Annotated in this window: 18 protein-coding genes and 1 pseudogene; 4 read left to right on the plus strand and 15 right to left on the minus strand. The window is 72.6% G+C overall.

Features of this window, described 5'->3' with window-relative positions; genetic code table 11:
* Positions 1-2 precede the first annotated feature (2 nt).
* The gene (locus TR33_RS22685; RefSeq protein WP_042285360.1) at positions 3-1,013 is read right to left on the minus strand and encodes a zinc-dependent alcohol dehydrogenase family protein; all 1,011 of its coding nucleotides are present in this window, start codon (positions 1,011-1,013) and stop codon (positions 3-5) included.
* Between the two features lie 159 nt (positions 1,014-1,172).
* On the opposite strand from TR33_RS22685, the gene TR33_RS22690 reads away from it, so the two are divergent.
* The 3 genes and pseudogenes from TR33_RS22690 (at position 1,173) to TR33_RS27560 (ending at position 5,721) form a co-directional block, all read left to right on the plus strand.
* Positions 1,173-2,027: a universal stress protein gene (locus TR33_RS22690; RefSeq protein ID WP_234305938.1), complete on the plus strand. Its 855-nt coding sequence runs from the start codon at positions 1,173-1,175 to the stop codon at positions 2,025-2,027.
* Between the two features lie 220 nt (positions 2,028-2,247).
* Positions 2,248-4,608: pseudogene (locus tag TR33_RS22695) on the plus strand (glycoside hydrolase family 65 protein); the annotation flags it as partial.
* A gap of 105 nt (positions 4,609-4,713) precedes the next feature.
* Positions 4,714-5,721 carry a MerR family transcriptional regulator gene (locus TR33_RS27560; RefSeq protein WP_026125269.1) on the plus strand — a complete coding sequence of 336 codons (1,008 nt, stop codon included), beginning with the start codon at positions 4,714-4,716 and terminating at the stop codon, positions 5,719-5,721.
* Between the two features lie 53 nt (positions 5,722-5,774).
* Here the strand turns inward: TR33_RS27560 and TR33_RS22700 are convergent, their stop codons facing one another.
* From TR33_RS22700 to TR33_RS22720, 5 genes are all read right to left on the minus strand, one after another.
* Positions 5,775-6,632: a Rieske (2Fe-2S) protein gene (locus TR33_RS22700; protein WP_017535989.1), complete on the minus strand. Its 858-nt coding sequence runs from the start codon at positions 6,630-6,632 to the stop codon at positions 5,775-5,777.
* A gap of 101 nt (positions 6,633-6,733) precedes the next feature.
* Entirely contained in the window at positions 6,734-7,477 is a 744-nt protein-coding gene (locus TR33_RS22705) for a YqjF family protein (protein ID WP_042285363.1), read from the minus strand.
* A gap of 206 nt (positions 7,478-7,683) precedes the next feature.
* Entirely contained in the window at positions 7,684-8,361 is a 678-nt protein-coding gene (locus TR33_RS22710; protein ID WP_042285366.1) for a sulfotransferase family protein, read from the minus strand.
* Positions 8,362-8,463: 102 nt separating this feature from the next.
* Positions 8,464-9,390 (minus strand): cation diffusion facilitator family transporter, encoded by a 927-nt coding sequence (locus TR33_RS22715; RefSeq protein ID WP_041561942.1) that lies wholly within the window; start codon positions 9,388-9,390, stop codon positions 8,464-8,466.
* A gap of 112 nt (positions 9,391-9,502) precedes the next feature.
* Positions 9,503-11,029 (minus strand): acyl-CoA synthetase, encoded by a 1,527-nt coding sequence (locus tag TR33_RS22720; protein WP_042285368.1) that lies wholly within the window; start codon positions 11,027-11,029, stop codon positions 9,503-9,505.
* 236 nt (positions 11,030-11,265) lie between these two features.
* Here TR33_RS22720 and TR33_RS22725 point away from each other — a divergent pair, with 236 nt between their 5' ends.
* Complete coding sequence (locus TR33_RS22725) at positions 11,266-11,712, plus strand: carboxymuconolactone decarboxylase family protein (RefSeq protein WP_017535984.1); 447 nt, start codon at positions 11,266-11,268, stop codon at positions 11,710-11,712.
* Between the two features lie 58 nt (positions 11,713-11,770).
* Here the strand turns inward: TR33_RS22725 and TR33_RS22730 are convergent, their stop codons facing one another.
* The 9 genes from TR33_RS22730 to TR33_RS22770 all read right to left on the minus strand — a co-directional run bounded on the left by TR33_RS22730 (position 11,771) and on the right by TR33_RS22770 (position 22,723).
* Positions 11,771-12,571, minus strand: a complete 801-nt coding sequence (locus TR33_RS22730) for a class I SAM-dependent methyltransferase (RefSeq protein WP_014909436.1) — start codon at positions 12,569-12,571, stop codon at positions 11,771-11,773.
* Positions 12,568-14,187: a class I adenylate-forming enzyme family protein gene (locus tag TR33_RS22735; protein WP_042285371.1), complete on the minus strand. Its 1,620-nt coding sequence runs from the start codon at positions 14,185-14,187 to the stop codon at positions 12,568-12,570. The genes TR33_RS22730 and TR33_RS22735 overlap by 4 nt, the downstream gene beginning before the upstream one ends.
* A complete protein-coding gene (locus TR33_RS22740; protein WP_052358234.1) occupies positions 14,184-15,830 on the minus strand; it encodes a CoA transferase in 1,647 nt (548 codons plus the stop codon). Before TR33_RS22740 ends, TR33_RS22735 begins: the two co-directional genes overlap by 4 nt.
* A complete protein-coding gene (locus tag TR33_RS22745; RefSeq protein ID WP_042285374.1) occupies positions 15,827-17,434 on the minus strand; it encodes a class I adenylate-forming enzyme family protein in 1,608 nt (535 codons plus the stop codon). The genes TR33_RS22740 and TR33_RS22745 overlap by 4 nt, the downstream gene beginning before the upstream one ends.
* Positions 17,431-18,780 (minus strand): protoporphyrinogen/coproporphyrinogen oxidase, encoded by a 1,350-nt coding sequence (locus TR33_RS22750; protein WP_042285376.1) that lies wholly within the window; start codon positions 18,778-18,780, stop codon positions 17,431-17,433. Before TR33_RS22750 ends, TR33_RS22745 begins: the two co-directional genes overlap by 4 nt.
* Positions 18,777-19,763 carry a UbiA family prenyltransferase gene (locus tag TR33_RS22755; protein WP_017535980.1) on the minus strand — a complete coding sequence of 329 codons (987 nt, stop codon included), beginning with the start codon at positions 19,761-19,763 and terminating at the stop codon, positions 18,777-18,779. The genes TR33_RS22750 and TR33_RS22755 overlap by 4 nt, the downstream gene beginning before the upstream one ends.
* A complete protein-coding gene (locus TR33_RS22760; RefSeq protein WP_017535979.1) occupies positions 19,760-20,905 on the minus strand; it encodes a DegT/DnrJ/EryC1/StrS family aminotransferase in 1,146 nt (381 codons plus the stop codon). The genes TR33_RS22755 and TR33_RS22760 overlap by 4 nt, the downstream gene beginning before the upstream one ends.
* A complete protein-coding gene (locus TR33_RS22765; protein WP_042285379.1) occupies positions 20,902-22,107 on the minus strand; it encodes a DegT/DnrJ/EryC1/StrS family aminotransferase in 1,206 nt (401 codons plus the stop codon). The genes TR33_RS22760 and TR33_RS22765 overlap by 4 nt, the downstream gene beginning before the upstream one ends.
* 88 nt (positions 22,108-22,195) lie before the next feature.
* A complete protein-coding gene (locus TR33_RS22770; protein ID WP_042285381.1) occupies positions 22,196-22,723 on the minus strand; it encodes an EF-hand domain-containing protein in 528 nt (175 codons plus the stop codon).
* Positions 22,724-22,736 lie beyond the last annotated feature (13 nt).

Genomic DNA, 22,736 nt, shown 5'->3' on the forward strand with positions numbered 1-22,736 from the left:
GGTCAGGGGAGCAGGACGGCCGCGCCCCGTACCCTGTCGGCCACCAGGCCGGCCAGAGCGCGATCCGCGGCATCGAACGGATACGGGGTCACCGTCACGGTCAACGGGTGTTCGGCGGCGAAGTCGAGGAACGCGCGCGCGTCCTTTCGGGTATTGGCCGTCACGCTGCGCAGAGAACGTTCCTGGAAGAGGTCCCTCCGGTAGTCCAGGGAGGGGATGTCGGTCAGGTGGATGCCCGCCACAGCGAGCGTCCCGCCGCGGTCCAGGGCCCTGAGAGCCGTGGGGACCAGATCCCCGACGGGCGCGAAGAGGATGGCGGAGGAGAGCGGCTCGGGCGGTGGATCGTAGGCCCCGGTCGCCGAGTGGCAGCCCAGTTCCAGGGCCGGTTCCCGCGCCTCTCGGGAGCGCGTCATCACGTGGACGGTCGCGCCTCGGGCGAGTGCGACCTGGGCGGTCAGGTGGGCCGAGGCGCCGAACCCGTAGAGGCCGAGCACGCCCCGCTCCGGTGGCTCGGCGCGTTGGAGGGCCCGGTATCCGATGACGCCGGCGCACAGCAGCGGCGCCGTCGTCGTCACCGGCAGGGTCTCGGGGAGCGGGTGCACGTAGCGTTCGTCGGCGGTCAGCCGGCGGGCGAACCCGCCGTCGCGGTCCCAGCCGGTGTAGGTGGAGTACGGGCACAGGTTCTCGTCGCCGCGCCGACAGTAGGCGCAGACCCCGCAGGTGGAGACGAGCCAGGCCACGCCCACCCGGTCCCCCGGCGCGTACAGCTCCGCGTCCGGGCCTTGGGAGACGACCCGGCCCACCACCTCGTGGCCGGGCACGGTGCCCGGACGGCGGGGCGCCAGGGCCCCCTCGGCCAGGTGCAGGTCGGTGCGGCACACCGCGCAGGCCAGGACCTCGATCTCCACTTCGTGTCCCCGCGGCCGGGGAACCGGCCGGACCACCCGCTCCAGGGGGCCGGCCTCGATCGGCCCGGGGCGGGTGACCGCCCAGGCGTCCATCGTCGGTTCCATACACCGATCCCACCACCTCGGACGTCCGCCTCCCAGGGACCCACCGTCCCGGCCGGTCGGGGCCTTGTCCCCGCCCGCCCCGGACATTGGGCCGTGGCGGCCTCGCCTCCCTCGGGACGACACTCGAAGGTGAAGGGAGCGCGGATCGAGGGGGTCCTCATGAGCGAACACATCCTCGTCGGGACCGACGGGTCGAAGGTGGCCTTGTCCGCGGCCGAGTGGGCCGCTCTGGAGGCGGAGGATCGCGGTGTCGGGGTCACCGTCGTCGGCGTCTACGACGCGAACGCGTTCCACCGCCGGCTGGTGCGTCCCAAGGACCTCGCCGAACGCGAGGCGGAGCGGGCCGTGACCACCACGATCGCGCGCATGGCGGAGGTCGCGCCGGTGGTCGACGCCGTCGGAGAGGTGGTCGAGGGGCCCTCGCCCGCGCGGGAGCTGATACTCCGCTCCGAGTCCGCGACGTTGGTCGTGATCGGTTCGTACGGTACCGGTCTCCTCCACGGGACCCGGTTGGGCACCGTGGCCGATCAGGTGGCGGCCCACTCCCGGGTCCCGGTGGTCGTGGTGCCGCACGTGCCGACGGAGACGGACGCGCGCGACGTCGTGGTGGGCGTGGACGGCTCGCCCGGGGCCGAGGTCTCGGTGGAGGCGGCCCTGGAGTTCACCGCGGCGAGCGGCGGTCGTGTCCACGCCCTCTGGGCCTGGTCCGCTCCGGAGGCGATGGTGCCGATCGGCTCCCCGGAGGAGGAGCAGCTGCGAAGGTGGCGACGGGCGGATCTGGACAAGGCGCTGAGGCCGGTACTGAAGCGGCACCCGAACGCCGACATCGTCCACGAGGTCGTCCGCGATCCGCCGGCGCGCGCCCTGCTCACGGGGGTGCCCCGTGTCCGTCTGATCGTGGTCGGGGCACGAGGCGCGCAGGGGTTCTCCCCCTTGCCCTTGGGCGGGGTGGCCCGCGGGGTCCTGTACCACTCCGACATCCCCGTCATGGTGGTCCACCACCCCGACGTCTGAGGGACACGGCGTCCCGGTTCCCTCAGGCGGTGTCGTCGGGGAGCGGCACACTCCACCCGAGGACCGTCCCGGACCGCGCGCCCGGACCGAAGGTCCCCGCCTGAGGGCCCGGGGGCCCGGTACGGAACGGACCCGTCCCGGGCAGGCCCGGAGGAGGACGGAAGGGTCTGGTGGAGGCTTCCATGGGAGACGGAGCTCCGGTGCTCGGAGAGGCGATCGTATGAATCGCCGGACGCTGGTGTACGAGGCGACGGACCCGACCCCCATCGGCGTTCGCGAGACCCTGTGCACCCTGGGAAACGGCTACTTCGCCACCCGCGGCGCCCCTCCCGAGGCCCGTGCCGACGGGGTCCACTATCCGGGGACCTACGTCGCCGGCTGCTATGACCGCCTCGCCTCCCTGGTGGAGGGACACCGGGTGGAGAACGAGGACCTGGTCAACGTCCCCGACTGGACGCCCTTGACCTTCCGCCACGAGGACGGGCACTGGTTCGAGGCCCCCGCCCCCGATCCACCCGAGCGCGTGGAGCTGGACATGGGCGACGGCGTGCTGACCCGGACCTTCCACGTGGTGGACGAGGGCAGGAGGACCCGGGTGACCCAACGTCGCCTGGTGTCGATGGACGACCCCCATCTGGCCGTCCTGGAGACCGCCCTGACCCCCGAGAACTGGAGCGGGACCGTGATCGTCCGCTCGGCGCTGGACGGCGGGGTCGCCAACGCCGGTGTGCCCCGCTACCGCGATCTGAACGGACGTCACCTGCGCCCGGCCGGGGTCGGCGCCGACACCTCCGGTGTCACCTGGCTGCGCTCTCGTACCCTCACCTCGGGCGTCGAGATCGTCCTGGCCTCCCGGACCCGGGTCGCCTCGGGCCCCGGGCCCTCGTCGGTCAGGTCCCCCATGAGGGAGGACCACGTGGCCACCGACCTCACCCTGGAGCTGGGGCGCGGTGAGCGGAGCGTCGTGGAGAAGACCGTGGCCCTGTACACCTCACGCGACCGGGCCATCGGCGACGCCCTCGGGGCCGCCCGCGACGCCCTGGACGCCTGCGGTGGTCTCGACGGACTCCTGTCCCGGCATACCCGGGCCTGGCGTCGTCTGTGGGACGCCTGCGCCGTGAGGGTGGCGTACGAGGAGGAGCAGCGCCTCCTCGACCTGTGCCTCTTCCATCTCCTACAGACGTTGTCCCCGCACACCGCCGACCTCGACGTGGGGGTGCCCGCCCGGGGACTGCACGGTGAGGCCTACCGAGGTCACGTGTTCTGGGACGAGTTGTTCGTCCTGCCGTTCCTCGACGCCCGTCTGCCCGAGGTCTCCCGCGGCCTCCTGCGCTACCGGTGGCGGCGGCTGCCCCGGGCCCGTTCGGCCGCTCGCGCCGCCGGGCTCCGAGGCGCGCTCTTCCCCTGGCAGAGCGCGAGCGACGGCCGTGAGGAGTCCCAGAGCACACACCTGAACCCTCGATCCGGGGAGTGGCTCCCCGACCACTCCCACCTCCAACGTCACGTGGGTCTGGCGATCGCCCACAACGTCTGGCGGCACTATCGGACCACCCGGGACCTCGCGTTCCTGTGCGATTTCGGGGCCGAGCTCCTCCTGGAGATCGCCCGGGCCTTCTCCGACATGGCCGTGCACGACCGGGCCTCGGACCGCTACGGGATCCACGGCGTCATGGGGCCCGACGAGTACCACGACGCCTACCCGGGAGAGGACTCCCCCGGGCTGGACGACAACGCCTACACCAACGTCATGACCGCGTGGGTGCTCGCGCGCGCCCTGGACGTCCTGCGCGCGCTGCCCGGACCACGGCGTAGAGGGCTCCAGGAGGCCATCGGACTGGGCTCGGACGAGATCGAACGGTTCGAGACCGTCTCCCGTAAGCTGCGCGTCCCCTTCCACGAGGGGGTGATCTCCCAGTTCTCCGGCTACGAGAGACTCGCGGAACTCGACTGGGAGACCCGCCGCGGGGCCCGCCGTCTGGACCGGATCCTCCAGGCCGAGGGCGACAGCGTCAACCGGTACAAGGCCGCCAAGCAGGCCGACGTCCTCATGCTGTTCTTCCTCCTCTCGCCCGAAGAGGTCGCCGACGTCCTCCGACGGCTCGGCCTCACCGTCGATCCCGATCTCGTCCCCCGCACCGTGGAGTACTATCTGGCGCGCACCGCGCACGGGTCCACCCTCAGCGCGGTGGTGCACGCCCGGGTCCTGGCGCGGATCGACCGCAAGGCGTCGTGGGAGTTCTTCCGCGAGGCCCTGAAGGCGGACGCCGAGGACGTCCAGGGCGGTACCACCGCCGAGGGGATCCACCTGGGCGCCATGGCGGGCGCCCTCGACCTCCTCACCCGGTGCTACGGCGGCCTGTCCACCTACGACGACGTCCTGAGCCTGGACCCGGTGGTACCGGAGGAGCAGAGCGCCTTCTCCTACGACCTGCGTCTTCCCGGCCACTGGAAGGTGTGCGTGGAGGTGACGCACGACCACGTGCGCGTCACCCTGCCGCACGCGGAGGGGGCCGCGCTCCGGGTCCGGATCCAGGGGAGCGAGATCGAGGTCCCCCCGGGTTCGTCCCGTACCCTGCCGCTCCACGCCCCCCTCCCGACCGGACCTGAGCGGGTCTCGAAGACGGGGACAGCGGGAAGGCCACGGAGGGCTTGCGTCTCAAGTGGCTTGAGGCGCCACAGTGTCCCCATGGATCACCACGAGCCCTACCCCATCGGAGACGCCGCGCGCCGCAGCGGACTGAGCGTCAGCGCCGTCCGCTTCTACGCCGACGCCGGAATCGTCGAGCCCACGTGTCTGTCCGAGGCCGGCCACCGCCTGTACGACATCGACGCCATCGCCCGCCTGGAACTGGTCCGCACCCTGCGCGAACTGGACACCGACCTGGGCGAGATCCGCCGCCTGCTGGAAGGCGGTACGACCCTGCACGACCTGCTCACCACCCACCTGGAGGTCGTGGAACGCCGGGAGCGCACCCTTCGGGCCCGGAGGGCGGTGCTGCGGACCCTGATCAGGCAGGGTGCCACGGCCGAGCGGGTCGCCCTGATGCACCGACTCGTGTCGATGACCGACGAGGAACGCGAACGGGTCGTCGACGAGTTCTGGAACGACGTCGGCGCGGATCTCGACGTTCCCGACGGCTTCGTCGACCGGCTGCGCGAGATGCGCCCGGTCCTTCCCGCCGACCCCACCGCCGCCCAGCTGGAGGCGTGGATCGAACTGGCCGACCTGGTGCGGGACCCGGCCTTTCGCGACGCGGTCCGCGTATACCTGCGCGACACCTACTCGACGGATCCGGGTCGGAGCATCGCGAGCGCGCCGTTCCAGGAGTTCATCTACGGGAGCGGCACCGCGCTCATCAAGGAGCTCCTGGCCGTGCACCGCGCCGGTGAGTCTCCGCGGTCCCCTCGCGCGCAGGAGGTCGTGGTCCGCTTCATGGAGGCGGCCGTGGGCCTGTCCGACACCCCGCTCACCGACGAACTCCGCGACCGGATGTCCGAGGGCTACCGGGTGATCCCCGAACTCGAACGCGAGATGGCCGAGGAGGACGCCGCCTCCGAGGACCCCGTCCACGACGACACCCACGGCCGGTACCTGTCCCTGGTCGCGATCATCAACGGGACCGGGCCGGAGGAGGACACGATGCCCTACGAGTGGATCTCCGAGGCCATGCGTGCCCCGTCCGACCACGAGTGAAGGACGCGATCGGCCGGCCCGGGACGCGCCCCGGGCCGGCCGCCGATACCGGGTCAGCCTCCCGGGCGGAGCAGACGCACCATCAACCGTCCGTCCACGACGGAGGTCTCGAACGTCTCCAGGGCGGCGGTCGCCGGGCCGTGGACGACGGTCCCGCCGTCCACGCGGAACTCGCTCCCGTGCCAAGGGCAGCGCACGCATCCGTCCACCAGCTCCCCCTCGGCCAGGGGGGCGCCCATGTGCGGGCAGGCGCCCAACCCCGCGAACACCGAACCGCCCGTACGCGTCACCACGACGGGCACCCCTTCGATGTCGCCCTGACCGAGCCCCTCCTCGGGGAAGTCCTCCAGAGCACCGAGGTCGTGCCACCCGTCGGGCGTCAGGTCGATCAGCGCGTCGGCGCTGTTGGCCCCGCCCGCCCGGTAGTAGGCGATGTGACCGCCGAGCGCGCCGCCCAGACCGACCGCGCCCAGCCCCGCCAATGCGAAGGCCCTCCCCCAGCCATGACGTCCCGTTCGCCTGGCCGCGCAGGAGGCGCCGAACAACACGGTGCCCACCCCGTTGATCGACGCGTGCACCACCCCGACCCGCTGCTGTCGTTCGTGCTGACGGGACCAGTCCGCCAGTCCGCTGACCGCCGTGGGCAGGACACCGAGCAGTCCGAGGTCGACCAGCGCCGCGGCGCTGCGCCGATGGTCTCCGGGCAGGGTGTCGAGCACGACCGCGCCGACCCACGAGCCCAGGGGCAGGTGCACCATGATCGGGTGCAACGGATGCCCCGTCCAGACCCCGTACAGGAAGTCCCGCACCGGGCCCTCGGGGAGCCGTTCGGCGATCGCCTTCAGTCGGGAGACCGCCGGGTCGAGCCTTTCATCGTCTTCGATCGCGCGGATCCGTTCACCGAGTCTCATGTCTGCTCGGCTACCCCCGAACCGCGCGCGGCAGTCGTCCCGACGGCGCTCGCGCCGGGAACCTGGCCCGTCCTTGACCGGCCCATCACCGTCCCGTTCCGCTACGCGGGCGGAAGCGTCGGTGTCACCTCCGCCACCACGCCGGGCGACCACAGCGCCGAGATCGGAGCCCCAGACTGCGCTACGACCCCGGCCCTGGTCAGGAGGTCGCCCTCATAGGAGACGTCCGTCGCGCGGTGGAGCCCCCAGGGCTCGTGGGAGACGCGGATCCACCGGGTGGCCCCCGCCCATGGGGTGTGCAGTCCCCAGCGCGCGGTGAGGAAGTGCTCCAGCGGGGTCGGATCGGCCCGAGGCTCCTCCACCCGCAGACTCCAGCGCCCCCACGCCCCCCGTTGAGACCGACGACGCACGACGGTCCCCGCGCACCGCCCGAAGCCGCGTTGTCGCAGGGCGATGTCGGACCACATATAGGGCAACCCCGGCACGGCTCTGGTGGCCAGTACGGCGGGGAGGGAGTCGGCGTCCATGCTCAGGAACACCACGCCGCGACGTCCCCGCCCGTCGACGGAGTACAGGCGCACGTTCACCTCGTCGAACGCGCCGATCGGGCTCGGCCCCAGGACTCGGGTGAAGGGGATGGGGAAGGCCACGAGCCCCACGTAGGTCGTGCCGTCGAACAGGTCGGGGCGAGTCCCCGCGGGGAACAGGTGCGCCACCCGCTCGGGCTCGACCGGCCAGTGCAGGAACACCACCTCCGACCATCCTTGCCGCACCAGAGCGGGGCCGGGAAGCGGAGGCGCGATCACGGGAGGCGCCCGCGACCCGCGTTCCTCTTCTCCGTCCACGTCGGCCTCCCTTCCGACGGAGAACGGGCCCCCTCCTTCGGGCTCCGTCCAGGATCGTCCCTCTTCATCACGACTTCCCGTGGGCCCGGCCCACATGCGCCCACCCGCCGACGAAGGCCCCGCAGGACAGGCGTCCAGTGCAGGACCGGAGGCGCGTCCGGCGGGAGGACTGTGGGTACACGGTCCTGGGGGTCCTCGTCGGGCGGCTACGGTCGGCCGATGGAGGCGTCGCGCCGCCACTCCTCCTGCTTGGCGAGCATCGCCTCGGTGTCGTTGAGGCGGGGGAAGGGCTCGTCCGGGACGTCCACGCCCAGGAACGCGCACAGGGGCTCCCACCCCTGCCCCACCCGGTACACCAGCAGCCGGTCGGCGGGGACCTCGGCCCTCACCCGGGCCGTGTGCCGTTCGAAGGCCGCTACCGCGGTCGCCTCGTCCGGCACCTCGCCGGGGCCCACCCCGAAGTGCGCGTTCCACATGCGGTCCAGCAGGGGCAGGATCGTGGTCAGTTCCTCGGGTAGTACCCGGTCCTCGGGGGCGCGCACGCTCTCCCGGATCGCCTCGAAGATGGTCGCGTGCATGCTCGCGTACCACCGGTACGGATCACGGACGGTGAGCAGGATCCTCGCGTCGGGGAAGGCGTCGGCCAGCTCCCGCCAGAAGAACGACAGGGGCCAGTCCACCCCCGAGCGCCATCCCTCCATCAGACGGCCCCAGTCCACCTCGCCGGCGGGCGTACTCGCGATCGCGGCCCACCGGTCGGCGAGGGAGGAGGATTCGAGCACCTCGGACATGTGGTGGCAGGGGCCGAGGCCGAGCCGTTCCAGCGCCGCCTTCATCGACGTCGTCCCCGTACGCGGGAAACCCGCCCCGATCACGTCCACCATCGTCCTCCTTCATGTTCTCGGGGCCCGCACGCGGACGCGCGCCCCGCGCACCCTCCGTTGTAACACGGTCACGATGGGCGTTCGGGGCGAATCGTGAACGACTCAGTTCGCGGGCCGGGGGCGGAGCAGGTCGGGCTCGATGTAGATGACCTCGGCGATGGGCACCGCCGCGCGGATACGTCGTTCCGCCTCGTCGATGGCGGCGGTGACCCGGCGGGCGTCGTCCTCGGCGTCCACGGCCACCTTGACCGCGACCAGCAGCTCGTCGGGGCCCAGGTGCATCGTGCGCATGTGGATGATCGCGTCGATGTCCGCGCAGTCCAGGATGGCCGCGCGGATGAGACGGATGTTCTCCTCGGTGGCCGACTCCCCGATGAGCAGGCTCTTCATCTCCACGGCCAGGACCACCGCGAACACCACGAGCAGCAGGCCGATGGCCCCAGAGCCCAGGCCGTCCCAGACGCCGTTTCCGGTGATCAGGGTCATGCTCACGCCGATCAGGGCGAAGGCCAGGCCGATGAGGGCGCCGGTGTCCTCCAACAGGATCACCGGCAGTTCCGGGGCCTTGCTCCGACGGATGAACCCGAACCAGCCCACGCGGGAGCGCGCCGTCCTGGACTGGCGCAGCGCGGTGCGCAGCGCCGTCGCCTCCATGACGACGGCCACCAGCAGCACCGCGACGGGGACCCACTGCCAGGAGGTGATCGGGTGGGGGTCGCGGATCTTCTCCCACGCCTCGTACAGGGCGAACAGTCCACCGAGGGTGAACAGCACGATCGCCACCAGGAAGGCGTAGAAGTAGCGTTCGTGGCCGTAGCCGAAGGGGTGCTCCGGGGTGGCCGTGCGTCGCGACCGGCGCCCACCGAACAGGAGCAGGAGCTGGTTGCCGGAGTCGGCCACCGAGTGCACCGCCTCGGCGAGCATGGCCGACGAGGCGGTCAGGAGGTAGGCGACGAACTTGGTCACGGCGATCCCGAGGTTGGCCGCCAACGCCATGACCACGGCCTTCGTACTGTCCTCGCTGCTCATCGCCCCAGGTTGCGGGGCGCCCCGCGCCCGCGCAAGCACCCCGCCACCGTGTCGGGGTGCTATCGACGGCGGGACGGCCGGCGCCCTCGCGGGAGGGCGCCGGCGGAGCGGCTCAGGCGTCCCGTTCGCGGAGTTCGCGCTTGAGGATCTTGCCCGAGGCGTTGCGGGGCAGCTCCGTCACCAGGCGCACCTCCTTGGGCACCTTGAACGGGGCCAGACGCTCCTTGACGTGCGCGACCAGCCGGTCGGGGAGCGTGTCGGCGTCGGCCTCGGCGGTGGGGATCACGAACGCCGTCACCGCCTCGATCCACTTGGCGTCGGGCATCCCGACCACGGCGGCCTCGGCCACGTCGGGGTGGGCGAAGAGCACGTCCTCGATCTCGCGGGAGGCCACCAGCACGCCGCCGGTGTTGATGGCGTCCTTGATCCGGTCGACCACCTCGATGTAGCCCTCGGCGTCGGCGCGCACCAGGTCACCGGAGTGGAACCAGCCGTCCCTGAAGGCCTCGGCGGTCTCCTCGGGCTTGTCCCAGTAGCCCTCGCACAGCTGCGGGGAGCGGTAGACCACCTCGCCCGACTCACCGGGGGCGACCTCGCGTCCCTGGTCGTCCACCACGCGCATCTCCACGAACAGGACGGAGCGTCCGGCCGAGGAGGGGCGGTCGGCGTGCTCCTCGGGGCGCAGCACGGTGGCCAGCGGTCCGATCTCGCTTTGGCCGAAGCAGTTGTAGAACCCCAGTTCGGGCAGGGCGGTCCGGAGGCGCTCCAGGACCGGGCCGGGCATGATCGAGGCCCCGTAGTAGGCCTTGCGCAGGCTGGTCAGGTCGCGGTCGTCGAACTCGGGTCGGCCGGCCATGGCGACCCACAGGGTGGGGGCGGCGAAGAACGCCCCGTGCCGGTCGGCCTCGATCCGGCGCAGTACGTCGGCGGGGTCGGGGGTCTCCACCAGGGTGTTGGTGGCGCCCACCGCCAGCCACGGCATGAGGAAGACGTGCATCTGGGCCGAGTGGTAGAGCGGCATCGCGTGGAGCGGGTGGTCGTCGGCCTTCAGGTCCAGGGCGGCCAGGCACGACAGGTACTCGTGGACCAGGGCGCGGTGCGTCATCATGGCGCCCTTGGGCCGGGAGGTGGTCCCAGAGGTGTAGAGCAACTGGACCAGGTCGGTGTCGGCGACCTCCACGTCCAGTTCGGGGACGGGCCCCTCCAGCGCCTGGGCCAGGAGCGACCCGGGGCCCTCGCGCAGTTCCAGCACCTGCTCCACGCCGGTGCGCGAGCGCAGGGCGTCGACCGCCGACCTCAGGGCGGGGTCGACCAGCGCCATGGTGCTTCCGGACTGTTCGAGCAGGTAGGCCAGTTCCTCGCCTTGGAGGGCGAAGTTGACGGGCACGTGCACCAGTCCGGCGCGGGCGCAGGCCAGGTAGCCGATGAGGTAGGCGTCGGAGTTGCGGCCGTAGGCGGCGATCCGGTCGCCCTTGGTCGCGCCCAGGGAGAGCAGGCGTGCGGCGGCCCGGGTGACCGCGTCGTCCAGTTCGGCGTAGGTCCAGGAGCGCCCCTCGAAGATCAGCGCGGTGCGCTCCGGGGTGCGCGTCGCGCTGCGGTGCAGGACGCCGTCGACGGTGCTGGACGTGATGGGACTCAAAGGTCGCTCCCCCTACTCGCCGGTACGCCCCGACCACGGGGCGTCGAACACGCCCATCCTGCTGTGACCGCCCTCCACTGACAAGGCATTCGGCCTATATAAGGCGATCCAGGCGCAAAAGCAGGAAAACCGAAAACTCAACGTTATGGTCGACTCACCCCTGGTAGCTTTCGTGCTCTCGGAGGCCGTCACACCGTCGGCGGACCCTCAAGGACGAGTCGAGAGAGGACCGACCCATGGGCAGCGCTCGCGCACAGGTGGGAGAACACCTTCCCGAGGCCTACGCCGAACTGGCCGACCTGAGCGGGATCCTGGACGGGGTCCTCGACGCGAGGACCCACCTGCTGGTCAAGCTCCGCGCCTCGGTCCTGAACGGCTGTGCCTTCTGCCTCGACATGCACTCGCACGAGGCCCTCGCCGCCGGGGTCGACACGCGACGGCTCGCCCTCGTGGCGACCTGGCGCGAGGCCGGCGACCACTTCACCGAGGCCGAGCGCGCCGTCCTGGAGCTGGTGGACACCGTGACCGCGATCGGTGAACGCGGGGTCCCCGACCACGTCTACGCCGCGGTGGCCGCCCACTTCCCCGACCGGGAGGTGGTCGCCCTCATCACCGCCATCGGGCTGATCAACCTCTACAACCGGCTCGGGATCGCCACCGGCATGACCCCGCCCCTGCGCTGAACGGCGACGGCCGCGCCCCGAGCGGACCCCGGGGCGCGACCACGATCCCTCACGGCCCTCACTCGGGTCGACGGCCCTGGATCGAGTAGATCAGGCAGGAGCAGGACCGGAACGAGGGGTCGGCGAGCAGCTCGCGCACCCGCGCCAGGCCCTCGTCCGTCATCCCCTCACGCAGGAACGCCTCCCGCAGGTGGCGCGTGTGGTGGGAGATCAGGTGGACGCCCGGAGACTCCGAACTCCACCGCTCCACGTGCGGTCGCGGGTCGATGTCCACCAGACCGGCCCGGCGCATCGCCTCGGGCGCACGACTCCCCCAGGCCGGATCCGCGCCGGCCCGTTCCATCATCCTGATCTTGGCGTCCAGGAACCCCTCGTACACCTCGCGGGCCTCGGCGTCCGGCATGAGCAGGGACGGCCCGTAGGTGATGTCGAACTCGTCCAACTGGAGCACCCCGCCCGGTTTGAGGGCGCGCACCAGACGCTCCAGCACCCGCTCGCGCTCGGGCAGGTGCAGCAGGACCAGCCGGGAGTGGATCAGGTCGAAGGAGGCCTCCGGCAGCGGGTCGCGGGTGACGTCGTGCCGGATCACCTCCAGCCCTTCGACGGGGTCGATCCGCTCGGGCTTGATGTCGGTGGCGAGCACCCGCCCGCCGGGCGCCACCCGCCGTGCCAGCCAGTGGGCCACGGAGCCGCCCCCGGCCCCCACCTCCAGGCAGTTCCACCCCGGGCCGACGCCGGTCTCCTCCAGCCTGCGGGTGGTCAGCGGGTCGTAGGCCGCGGCCAGGAAGCTGTGCTGGTCGTGGGCGTGCTCGCTGTGGTTGTCGAAGAGGTAGCCGGGTTCGGTGGCGGTGTCGGTCATCGTGGATCTCCTGACAGGACGGTCGTTCGGGCTCGGACCGCTTCGGTCGCCATCCGGGTCAGGGTGCCGGCGCACACCTTCCCGGTCGGGCCGAGCGGCAGGGAGGGGAGGAACAGGACGTGTTCGGGCAGGGCCCGGGTGTCCATGCCGTGCCGATCGCGCAGGTGGGCGAGCAGTTCCTCCCCCGAGGGGGTGGTCCTCCCCGGCGTGGGCCGGACACAGGCGCACATGCGTTCTCCCAGGTCGGGGTCGGGCACCGGGACGCAGTGCACCTCGTCCACGCCCGGATGCGCGGACAGGGCGTGTTCGACCCGTGCGGGGTAGAGGGTGACCCCGCCCCGGATCACCGTCCGACGCAGCCGGTCGATCACCCACAGGACGCCGTCGCCGCCCAGGCGTCCGAGGTCTCCGGTGCGCACCCAGCCGCCCGCCGGTCGGCGTTCCCGGTCCAGTTCGGGCGCGGCCACGTGACACAGCGGCGTCATCGGGCCCAGTGCCCAGATCTCGCCGGTCTCGCCCGGGGGCAGGGGCCGCCCCTCGGGGTCGCGCACGCTGATCTCGGCCACCGCCGGGTCGGGGCGGCCGGCGCGGCCGGGCCCCCACTCCCCGGTGTCCCGCGCGGTGTGGCAGTTGACCCCGTCGGTGGAGCCGTAGACGTTGACGACCGGCCGCCGGAAACGACGGACGCACAGGTCGTACACCTCACGGTGCAGCGGCGCCCCGCTGGCGACGACGGTCGTCAGCGACGAGGTGTCGACCTCGCGCTCGTGCAACGCCATCCGCCGCAACATGGTGGGCACCCCCACCAGCAGGGTGGGCCGATGCCGTTCGATCGCCTCCAGCGCCTCGCCCGGGTCGAAGCGGCGCGTGGTCACCAGGGTGGCCCCGTGCCGGATCAGGGCGACGATGCCCAGGGATCCGAAGGAGGAGGCCGAGGAGACCAGGAGCAGCACGCGCGGGGGTCCCCCGCCCTCGTGCAGGGCGCCCACGTAGTTGCCCCGACCGCCGGCCATCGCGTTGTGGGAGTAGGCGACCATGGTCGGCTCCCCCTCCGACCCCGAGGAGAGGAGGACACGCGCCGGCGACTCCGGGTCGGGTCGACGCCGCTCGGGTACGTACGGCCTCGGCCGCCGGGCGCCCGGGCCGTCGATCGCCAGGACCGGGGCGGGCGCCCCCGACCTTTCGATCCTCTCGGCTCGAGAGGCGTCGGTGACCAGGAGCCCGGCGCGCGCCCGCTCCATCAGGCCGAGCACGTCGGCGTCGGAGCGGCCGGGCGGGACGGGCAGCGCGACGGCGCCCAGGGCGGCGATGGCCAGGTCGAGGGCGACGGTGTCCCGCCCGTCGGGGAGCAGGACCGCGACCACGTCGCGTTCGCGCACACCGTGTCCGGCCAGGAGCGCGGCGGTCCGGCGCGCCCGCTCGTCCAGGGCGGCGTAGTCGAGGGTGCCCTGGTCGTCGACGACCGCTTCCCGCGAGGGATGGGAGCGGACCCTCTCCTGGAAGAGCGTGTACAGGTCCTGGTCGGGGCACCATCCCCGCTCCACCCACCGGGCGCGCAGGGCGGCCGGTACACGGTCGGTCAGGACGAGCCCCGCCGCGGAGGTCCAGGTGGTCATCGTCGCCCCACCTCCACCGGGGTGGACGTCCAGGGCGATCGGGGGTGGGGCACCCCGTCGATCGTCGTGAAGGAGTCCGGGAAGAGGTCGACCACGCAGCGCGGATCCTCGACCGGGGCGAGCACGGAGGGCTCCTCGCGGCCGGTGGCGCGGCCGACCTCGCGCAGGAGCCGGGCCGCGTCGACCAGACCGGTCCGGGCGCCGACCCCGGTGCCCAGACGGGAGCGCAGCGCCAGGGCCGCCGTCACCGCCTCGGCCGCGATGATCCCGCCGAGGACGTCGGTGAGGGTGAGTAGGGACGGGGCGGGTCGCCCGCCCTCCGCGAGCAGGTGGGCGATCCCTCCATGGGCCTGGACGGGGAAGTCGGTGGCCGGCACCGGGTCCTCGGGACCCTCGTCCACCCACCCGTCGACGTGCACGTGCACCAGGCCGGGGGCCCTCTCGGCCAGATCCTCCATGCCCAGACCGAAACGTTCGGCGCGCCCCGGAGGCCAGTTGTAGAGCAGGACGTCGGCCTCGGCCACCAGCGCGGTCGCGCTCTCTCGCCCCTCCCACGAGGCCAGGTCGATCTCCACCGCGTCCTTGCCCCGGTTCAGGGCGGTGAAGCGGGCCGAGACACCGCCGGCCAGGGGCGGTACACCGCGCATGGGGTCCCCGCCGGGCGGCTCCATCCGCACCACGTCGGCCCCCAGGAACGACAGCAGCAGCCCGGCGAGCGGCCCCTGGATCCGGTTGGTGGCCTCCACGACCCGCAGCCCGGCCAGGGGCGCCCCCTCTCGAGGGGCCCATCGCGGTCGGAGGTCGGCGGGGCCGCCGACCCCGCGCAGCCGCCACGGCGAGACCGGCCGGGCGTCGGGGACCGACTCCGGCGGGCGCAGCGCCACGACCCCCACCCCGGTGTCCAGACCCACCGCGCGCGTGCGGTCGAACCGTGTCGAGGCGAGGATCCCGGAGAGTTCGTCCGGCAGCGGGCACACCGCCGTGGCGAAACGCCGCTGGAAGAGCGGCCACCCCGAGGCGATCGCGGCCGTGGGCGCCCCCAGGCGGGTCCAGAACCGCAGCCACGCCTCGGGGTCCAGGGTCTCGATCTCGAAGACGACCCCGTCGAGGGAGCGGAAGGGCGGACGGGACCCGTCGACGACCGTCGACGGGCCTCCCTCCGAGGCGGCGGCCTCGGCGATGTAGGGCGCGGCCGCCGATAGCGCGGCGCCGGCCACCGAGACCGTCGACCGTGTCCCCGCCGGACCCGCCGACACCGCGGCCATCACCGCCTGGGAGGCCAGCACCCCCGCGCACACCGACGCGTAGTCGATCGGGAGCGGACGCGCCCCGCCCAGGGAACGGCCGTGCAGGTGGGCCAGGCCGCACAGGGCCTGGACGTCCTGTTCGTCCTCCGGCGCCACCGTGCTCCCCGGCGGGGCCCACGTCAGGTCGCAGCCGCCCTCGACGGGTCCCCCCTCGGGTGTGGCGAGCAGTTCGATCCGACCGGCCGGCGCCGCGGCGGGGGGAGGACCCTCGCCGCGGACGACGTCGCATCCGGCCGCCCGCAGCCGGTCGAGGGCGACCCGCACCGGTGTCGTGTCGCCGATCGCGCGTACGACGACCCCCGCCAAGGGGGCCCTCGGGGTTCCGTCCGTGATCACGTCCACCGCCCCGTGCCCCGGGTCCCGGGGTGCAGGTCCAGCAGGTCGCGCAGTTCCCCGCGGCGGACCTTGCCGGTGCCCGTACGCGGCAGCTCGTCCCAGGTGAGCACCACGGGGTCGGCCATCGCGGGCAGGTCGGCGACCGCGGCCCGCCACCCCTGGTGGTCCAACTCCCCGGACCCGGTCGCCACGACCGGCACCGGGTCCCCGTCGGGGACACCGAGCACGACGCACTCCAGGACCTCGGGCAGCCGCTCGTCGACGATGTCCTCGATCTCCAGACAGCCGCCCTCGGCGAGGGCGTCCACCTCCCGGTCCACCAGACGGACCGAGCCGGTACGCCCGATGAAGCCGATGTCGCCGGTGCTCCACCACTGGCCCACCAACTTGGAGCGCCACCGGCCCTCCTCCCCCACGTATCCCAGGCACAGGGCGTCGGTGCGGCAGAACAGGAGCCCCGGCGTCCCCGTGGGCACGGGCCGCAGGGTCTCGGGGTCCACCGCGCGCAGCCGGGTCCGGCCGGGGATCGGTCGACCCAGGTCACGGGTGGTGGGCATGGTCCCCTGGTCACGTTCCAGGGAGCGTCGGGTGAAGAAGCGGAAGGTCAGCGGCCCGGTCTCGCTCTGTCCCCAGCCCTGCATCCACACCGGTCGCCGGTGCGCGGTGGCGTTCAGGAAGGAGCGGACCGTGGACGGGTGCATCGCGTCGAAGGTGCTGACGAACAGCCGCACCCGGTCGAAGGGGGTGTCCTCCCCTTCGGTGTGCCGCTGCCATCGGCCCAGTGTGGAGGGCTGGGCCTCCAGGATCGTGGGCCGGTGGGCCTCCAGGGCGGGCCCGGCCTCCGCCCAGTCCGGGGAGGTGATCACCGACATCGTCTTCGGGGCCAGACGCAGGACGCTCGCCGTCCAGGCCAGGGCGCGGCCGTGCGCGTAGGAGTAGGAGGAGACGACCGTGTCGTCCGGTCGGCTGCCCAGGACCGGCCACCGGTGGGCCTCGAAACCGGCCAGACGGCGCATGATGGTGCGGGTGGAGTGCACGACCAGCTTCGGCGTCCCGGTGGTCCCGGAGGTGTGCATGATCGCCAGAGGCGCGTCCAGATGGGGACGGCAGGGCGGCGGCACCTCGGCCCCGGCGAGGTCGTCCATGGTCAGGGCGCCCTCGGCCCGACCGTCGACCACCAGGGTCCGACGGGCGTGGACCCGGGGGTCGCAGGCCTCCTCGGCGGCCGCGCCCAACAGCGCGGTGTCGGTGACCAGCAGCGCCGGTTCCAGCCGTTTGAGGAGCTCCTCCAGGACCCTGGGCTCCAGGTGGGCGGACAGGGAGGCCGGGACGGCGCCCAGACGCGCCGCCGCGCAGGACAGCAGGACGTAGTCCCAGTGGTTGCGCTTGGCGATCGCGACCCGGTCGCCCGGCCCCACGCCGGCCCGGGCCATCCGGCCCGAGAGCCCGCGGACCAGGGCGGCCGCCTCCGGGATCTCCAGTTCCCACCCCGCCTCGGGGGCGACGTCCAAAGGCCTGCTCAGGTGGACGACGGTACTGGTACCGCGTGCGGCCATGTCGTCGAAGAGGGTCCCCAGGTCCAGGGGACGACTCAGTGGCTTCATGTCTCCTCGATGCGGATCGGTTCACGGGCGGCGGCCAGGAAGGCCGTGACCCGTTCGGTGGCCGTGGTCGCCGACGCCACCGCGCCTTCGCTGCACGGGCGCAGCGAGATCCAGTCACCGGCGTAGTCGACGGCGGCGGGCGGGCGGGCGACGAAGGCGGAGCGCGCCGCCAACGCCTTCGGGCCGGGCAGGGGCAGTCCGTGTCGGAAGCGGTGCGCGACCGCTCCACGGACGTGCCCGCCCAGGCCGGGCAGGAGACGTTCGGCGCTCTCGGTCAGCCGGCGCGCCACCTCGTGGTCGGGGGCCTCGGCCAGCTCCCGGGCCCCTCGGGGAGAGGCGACCAGGGAGAGCAGCCCACGCCCTCGGGGCGCCCGGCCGGGATGTTTGTCGTGGTCGACGGTGACCACGCTCAGCAGGGGGTCGTCGGAGACCAGGACGGCGAACCCGTGCCCCCTGCCGCGCGGGGCCATCGGCGTGTCCAGGAACAGGGACAGTCGGAGCATCGGCGCGTACTCGCAGGCCTCCAGGTAGGCCCGTTCCACACCCGCGGCCCCGGGGTACAGCTCCATCGCGACGGGGGCCGGCACCGCCAGGACCACCGCACGGGCGGTGAGGTCGCCCCGGGGCGACTCCAGACGCACGCCGTCCTCCTCCTCGACCACCCGGGTCACCGGATGGTCGGTGCGCACGTCGAGCCGGTCGGCCAGGGCACGGGGCAGGGTGTCCATCCCGTCCCGATAGGTGCGCCAGTGGGCGGTGCTGCCCGAGGCGACCAGATGGGCCGCGAAGGGGGCGGCCTCCGCCCGCTCCAGCGGCCACCCGAAGAAGCCCGAGGCCAGCGGCCCCAGAAGGCGTTCGCGTACCTGGGGGTGCGCCGACTCCAGCAGGTCGGCGACGCTCACGTCCGTCAGATCGCCCCGCTCCGGATGTTCGGGGTCCAGGTCGGCGCCGCCCAGCCGGCCCAGCAGTCGCGCCAGGTCCAGCCGGGCCGCCGGAGCGAGCCCCATACCGGTGAGCAGGCCCAGAGGGCGCCCCGCGTTCCGACGCGCGCGCCCCGCCCACCACACCGACAGAGCGCCGCGCACCCGGGGGATCGCCGAGGGGTCGGCGTCCAGTCCGAGCTCTCGGATCAGCCGCCAGGTCGCCGGGTAGGCGTTCGCGGACGGGATCATCTCCGCCCCGGTGTCCACCAGGTGGCCGTCGACGCGCAGCGTGCGCATCCGCCCGCCCACGGCCTCGGCCGCCTCCAGGACCCGCACCGAACGTCCGGCGGCGGTCAGGGCGTGCGCCGTCGCCAGTCCGGCCGGGCCCGCCCCCACCACCGCCACGTCGATCGGTCCGGTCACGCCGCGCTCCCCCAGAGCAGGGCGGCGACCAGGTTGGCGCCGATCAACAGGACCACCGTGACGCGGTGGGTGTGGATCGCCAGACGACGCGCACGCAGGATGTCGCCGCGCACGAAACCGATGAAGAGCTGGGCCAGGCGCATGAGCGCCACCGGCAGGAGCGCCACGGGGAACCACCACGGCGAGATCCCGGCCAGATAGGAGCCGGTGACCAGCAGGGTCTCCGCGGCGGTGAGCACGATGATGAAGCCGGCGTTGGTCCTCGGGGAGACCTTGGCCGCGACGGTGATCCGCCCCGCGGCCCGATCGCCGTCGGCGTCGTTGGTGTTGGAGTAGAGCCCGAACAGCATCGGACCACCGCCGAACACCAGCGCCTGGACGATGACGAACCCGTCGATCCCGCCGGTGAGCAGACCATAGGGCACCAGGACCCAGCCCACGCCGAGACCGACGAGGAAGAGCTCCTGGAAACCCCGGTAGCTGATCTTCAGCCCCCAGGAGTACTGGACGGAGGCGACCAGGCACAGGGCCGCGCCCACGATCGCCCACATCGGACGGTGCGGGGCCAGCGCGATGACCAGGGTCCACAGGGCGACGCTCGCCACGGTCGCCGCCCGACCGAAGGACAGCGCCTGGGGTTCGGTCAGGGTCCCGGCCACGAGCGGTTTGCGGGCCAGCCGTCGACGGGCCGCGTCCGAACCGTAGTTGGCGGCGTCGCTGCCGTCCCGGTAACCGGTGACGTCGTCGAAGGCGACCATGGCGGCCACCACGGCGATCTCCGCCACCAGGATCAGCAGGAGCAGGCCGAGGGTGTCCGCGCGCCAGCCCAACAGGGGCAGCGTCATGACGAACACCAGCGGCAGGCCGATGTAGTAGTCGACGATGTCGAGCTTGGCCAGGCGGGCGTAGGCCGCCAGGGTGGCGCGCCGTGTACGGGGGCCCGGCGCGGGCGCCGCGACGGGCGCGGTCATCTGATCGGTCATCGGGTCCTCCGGAGCGCGAACGCGCGTACGTCGTCGACCACCCGTTCCACCTGAGCGTCGGTCAGGTGCGGATACAGGGGCAGGGAGATGTTGAGGCGAGCCGCCTCCCGCGCCCGGGGCCAGTGGCCGTCGGGGCGGGCGTGCGGCGCGAAGGCCGGCTGCTCGGGCAGGATCCGCGGGTAGTACACGTGAGCGTCGATCCCCGTCTTCGCCAGGTGCGCGCGCAGGCCGTCGCGGTCCTCGCACAGCAGCGTGTAGACGTAGGGGAAGCGGCCGTCGCCGCCGACCGGAGGCGCCGTGATCCCGGCCTCGACCAGGCCGGACAGGCGCTCGGAGTAGTACGAGCAGATCTCGGTACGGCGGGCCGTCCGCGCGGCCAGACCCTCCATCCGGTGGAGCTGGAAGGCGGCCATCACCTCGTCGAAACGGCTGTTGTGGCCGATGTGGTGGTGCAGGAACCGGTTGCGCCCGTCCTGGCCGTGGTTGCGCAGCATGCGCACCCTCTCGCCCAGCGCCGTGTCGTCGGTGAGCACCACGCCGCCCTCGCCGGGCATGCCGAAGATCTTGACCTGCACGAAGGAGTGGACCCCGGCGTCTCCCCACAGACCGGCCGGGCGACCTTCCAGGGACCCGCCCTGGGCCAGCGCGGAGTCCTCGATCAGCCGCAGACCCCGCTCGTCGGCCAGGTCCCGCAGGCGCGGCATGTCCGCCATCACCGAGAACATGTGCGCCGGCATCAGGGCCCGCGTCCGGTCGGTGATCAGCGCCTCGGCGTGGCCGGGGTCCATCGTCAGCGTCACGGGGTCGATGTCGGCGAAGACCGGTCGGGCCCCGCTCGACAGGACGGTGCTCGCCAGGGGCGCGCAACCGAAGGCGGGCACGATCACCTCGTCGCCGGGCCCGATGCCCATGGCGGCCAGGATCAGGGTGAGCGCGGAGGTTCCGCTGGAGCAGGCCACGGCCTCGGCGGCGTTGGTCTCGGCGCGCAGGGCCTCTTCGAAGCGGGCGGTGCGGCGGCCGAGGATGAACCTCTGCTCGGGACAGGTGCCGACCTCGTACAGCAGGTCCAGGAGGACGTCCCTGTCGGCCTCGAACAGATCGGGCGCGAAGAACGGGACGGCGTGCTCGACGGTCACGGTCATCGGATCCCCCCGGTGAGGAAGCGTTCGATCTCGTCGCAGACGCGATCGACCTGGGCGTCGGTGAGGTCGGCGTGCAGGGGCAGCGCGAGCGCCGAACGGCAGACCTCCTCCGCGCGGGGGAGGTCGCCGGGCCGGTGACCCAGGTGGGAGAAGCAGGGCTGAAGGTGCAGGGGACGCGGGTAGTAGACCTCGGTCCCGATCCCGGCGGCGGCCAGGTGCGCGGCGAGGGCGTCGCGGCCGTCGACCTCGATGAGGTGGACGTAGATCACCCGTTCCTGGCGCGGGACCCGCGGGGCGTCCCCGGGGACGGCGCGGACACCGGGAAGGCCGCGCAGACGCTCGTCGTAACGTCGCGACAGTTCGGCGCGGCGTTCGATGTCGGCGTCCAGGTGGGCGAGCTTGGCGAGCAGGACGGCGGCCTGGAGGTCGTCCATCTTGCTGTTGCAGCCGGTGACCACCGTCGGGTTGGAGATGCCGGGGAAGTCGGCCAGGGTGCGGCCCGACCTGCCGTGGTGGCGGATCATCCGCGCGGTCTCGGCGATGGCGTCGTCGTCGGTGAGCAGCGCTCCGGCGTCACCGACGGCGCCCAGGGTCTTGGCGGGGAAGAAGGAGAGCACACCGCCCGCTCCGAGCAGGCCCGCGTGCCTGCCGTCCGATCGCATGCCGATCGCCTCGGCGCTGTCCTCCAGGACCGTGAGCCCGTGGGCGCGGGCGACCTCCCCCACGCCCTCCATGTCGGCGAGACGGTCGAAGAGGTGGACGGGCATGACCGCGCGGGTGCGTTCGGTGATCGCCCGCTCCACCGAACGCGGGTCGATGCCGTGACCGTGCGGCTCGATGTCGGCGAAGACCGGGACCCCGCCGGCGTGTACGACGGCGGTCGCGGTGGCCACGAAGGTGTAGGCGGGGACGATCACCTCGTCGCCGGGGCGCAGACCGGCGGCGCGGAGCAGGAGAACGAGCGCGTCGGTTCCGGAATTGACGCCGACCACGTGCCGGGCGCCGGTCCAACGTTCGAGTTCGCGTTCGAATTCTTCGACCATGGAGCCATGAGAGAACTTACCGTCGTCCAGGACGCGGCCACAGTTCTCTCTGATCTCCGGCCACAGTCTTCGAAAAGTCTCCGACTGATCGAAGAAAGGTATTTCGGAATTATTTTCGCTCTGCTTTTCTCGAGCAGAGGAGGAGAGTACTGGATTCACGTGTTCCGTTTCCCGAGGAAAAGGGGGCGGGGCCCGGCCGCGGGGGGGGGAGCCGCGGCCGGGCCGGAAGGGGGACGTCGAGAAGTCGTCAGGCGCCCAGGAGGGGGATGTCGTTCTTGCCGAGGTGGTAGTCGCGCACGGCGGCGACCAGCTCGGCGGTGGACAGGTCGCCACTGCCGTCGACGTCGATCTGCCTGAAGGCGTCGTCGGCCTGCGCGCCGCTGAGACCGATGGCGGCGAACCACTTCTCCATCTCGGACGGGCTGACCTCGCCGTCACCGTCGGTGTCGAGCACGTCGACGATGGCCTGGATGGTCGGCTCGACGACCCGCTTGAAGCCGGCGTCGCCCTTGCTGACGACCTCCTGCTCGGCGACCTCGACGAACTTGTCCTGGCTCATCCGGTCGGTGCCGGCGGCCTCCGCGAGGAGGTCGAACATGGCCAGGTAGCTGTCGCGCAGGGCGTCGCCCTTGGGCGTGCCCGCGGCACCCAGACGCTCCAGGATGCCCTCGGCCTCGGCCACGAAGTCCGAGCGCTCGATGATGCCGTTGCCGTCGTGGTCCCACAGACGGAAACGCTCTTCGAGACGGTTCTCGGCCTTGGTAGCGGTCGTCATATGTTTCTCCCTC

This window comes from Nocardiopsis alba, assembly GCF_000710955.1.
Lineage (GTDB): Bacteria > Actinomycetota > Actinomycetes > Streptosporangiales > Streptosporangiaceae > Nocardiopsis > Nocardiopsis alba.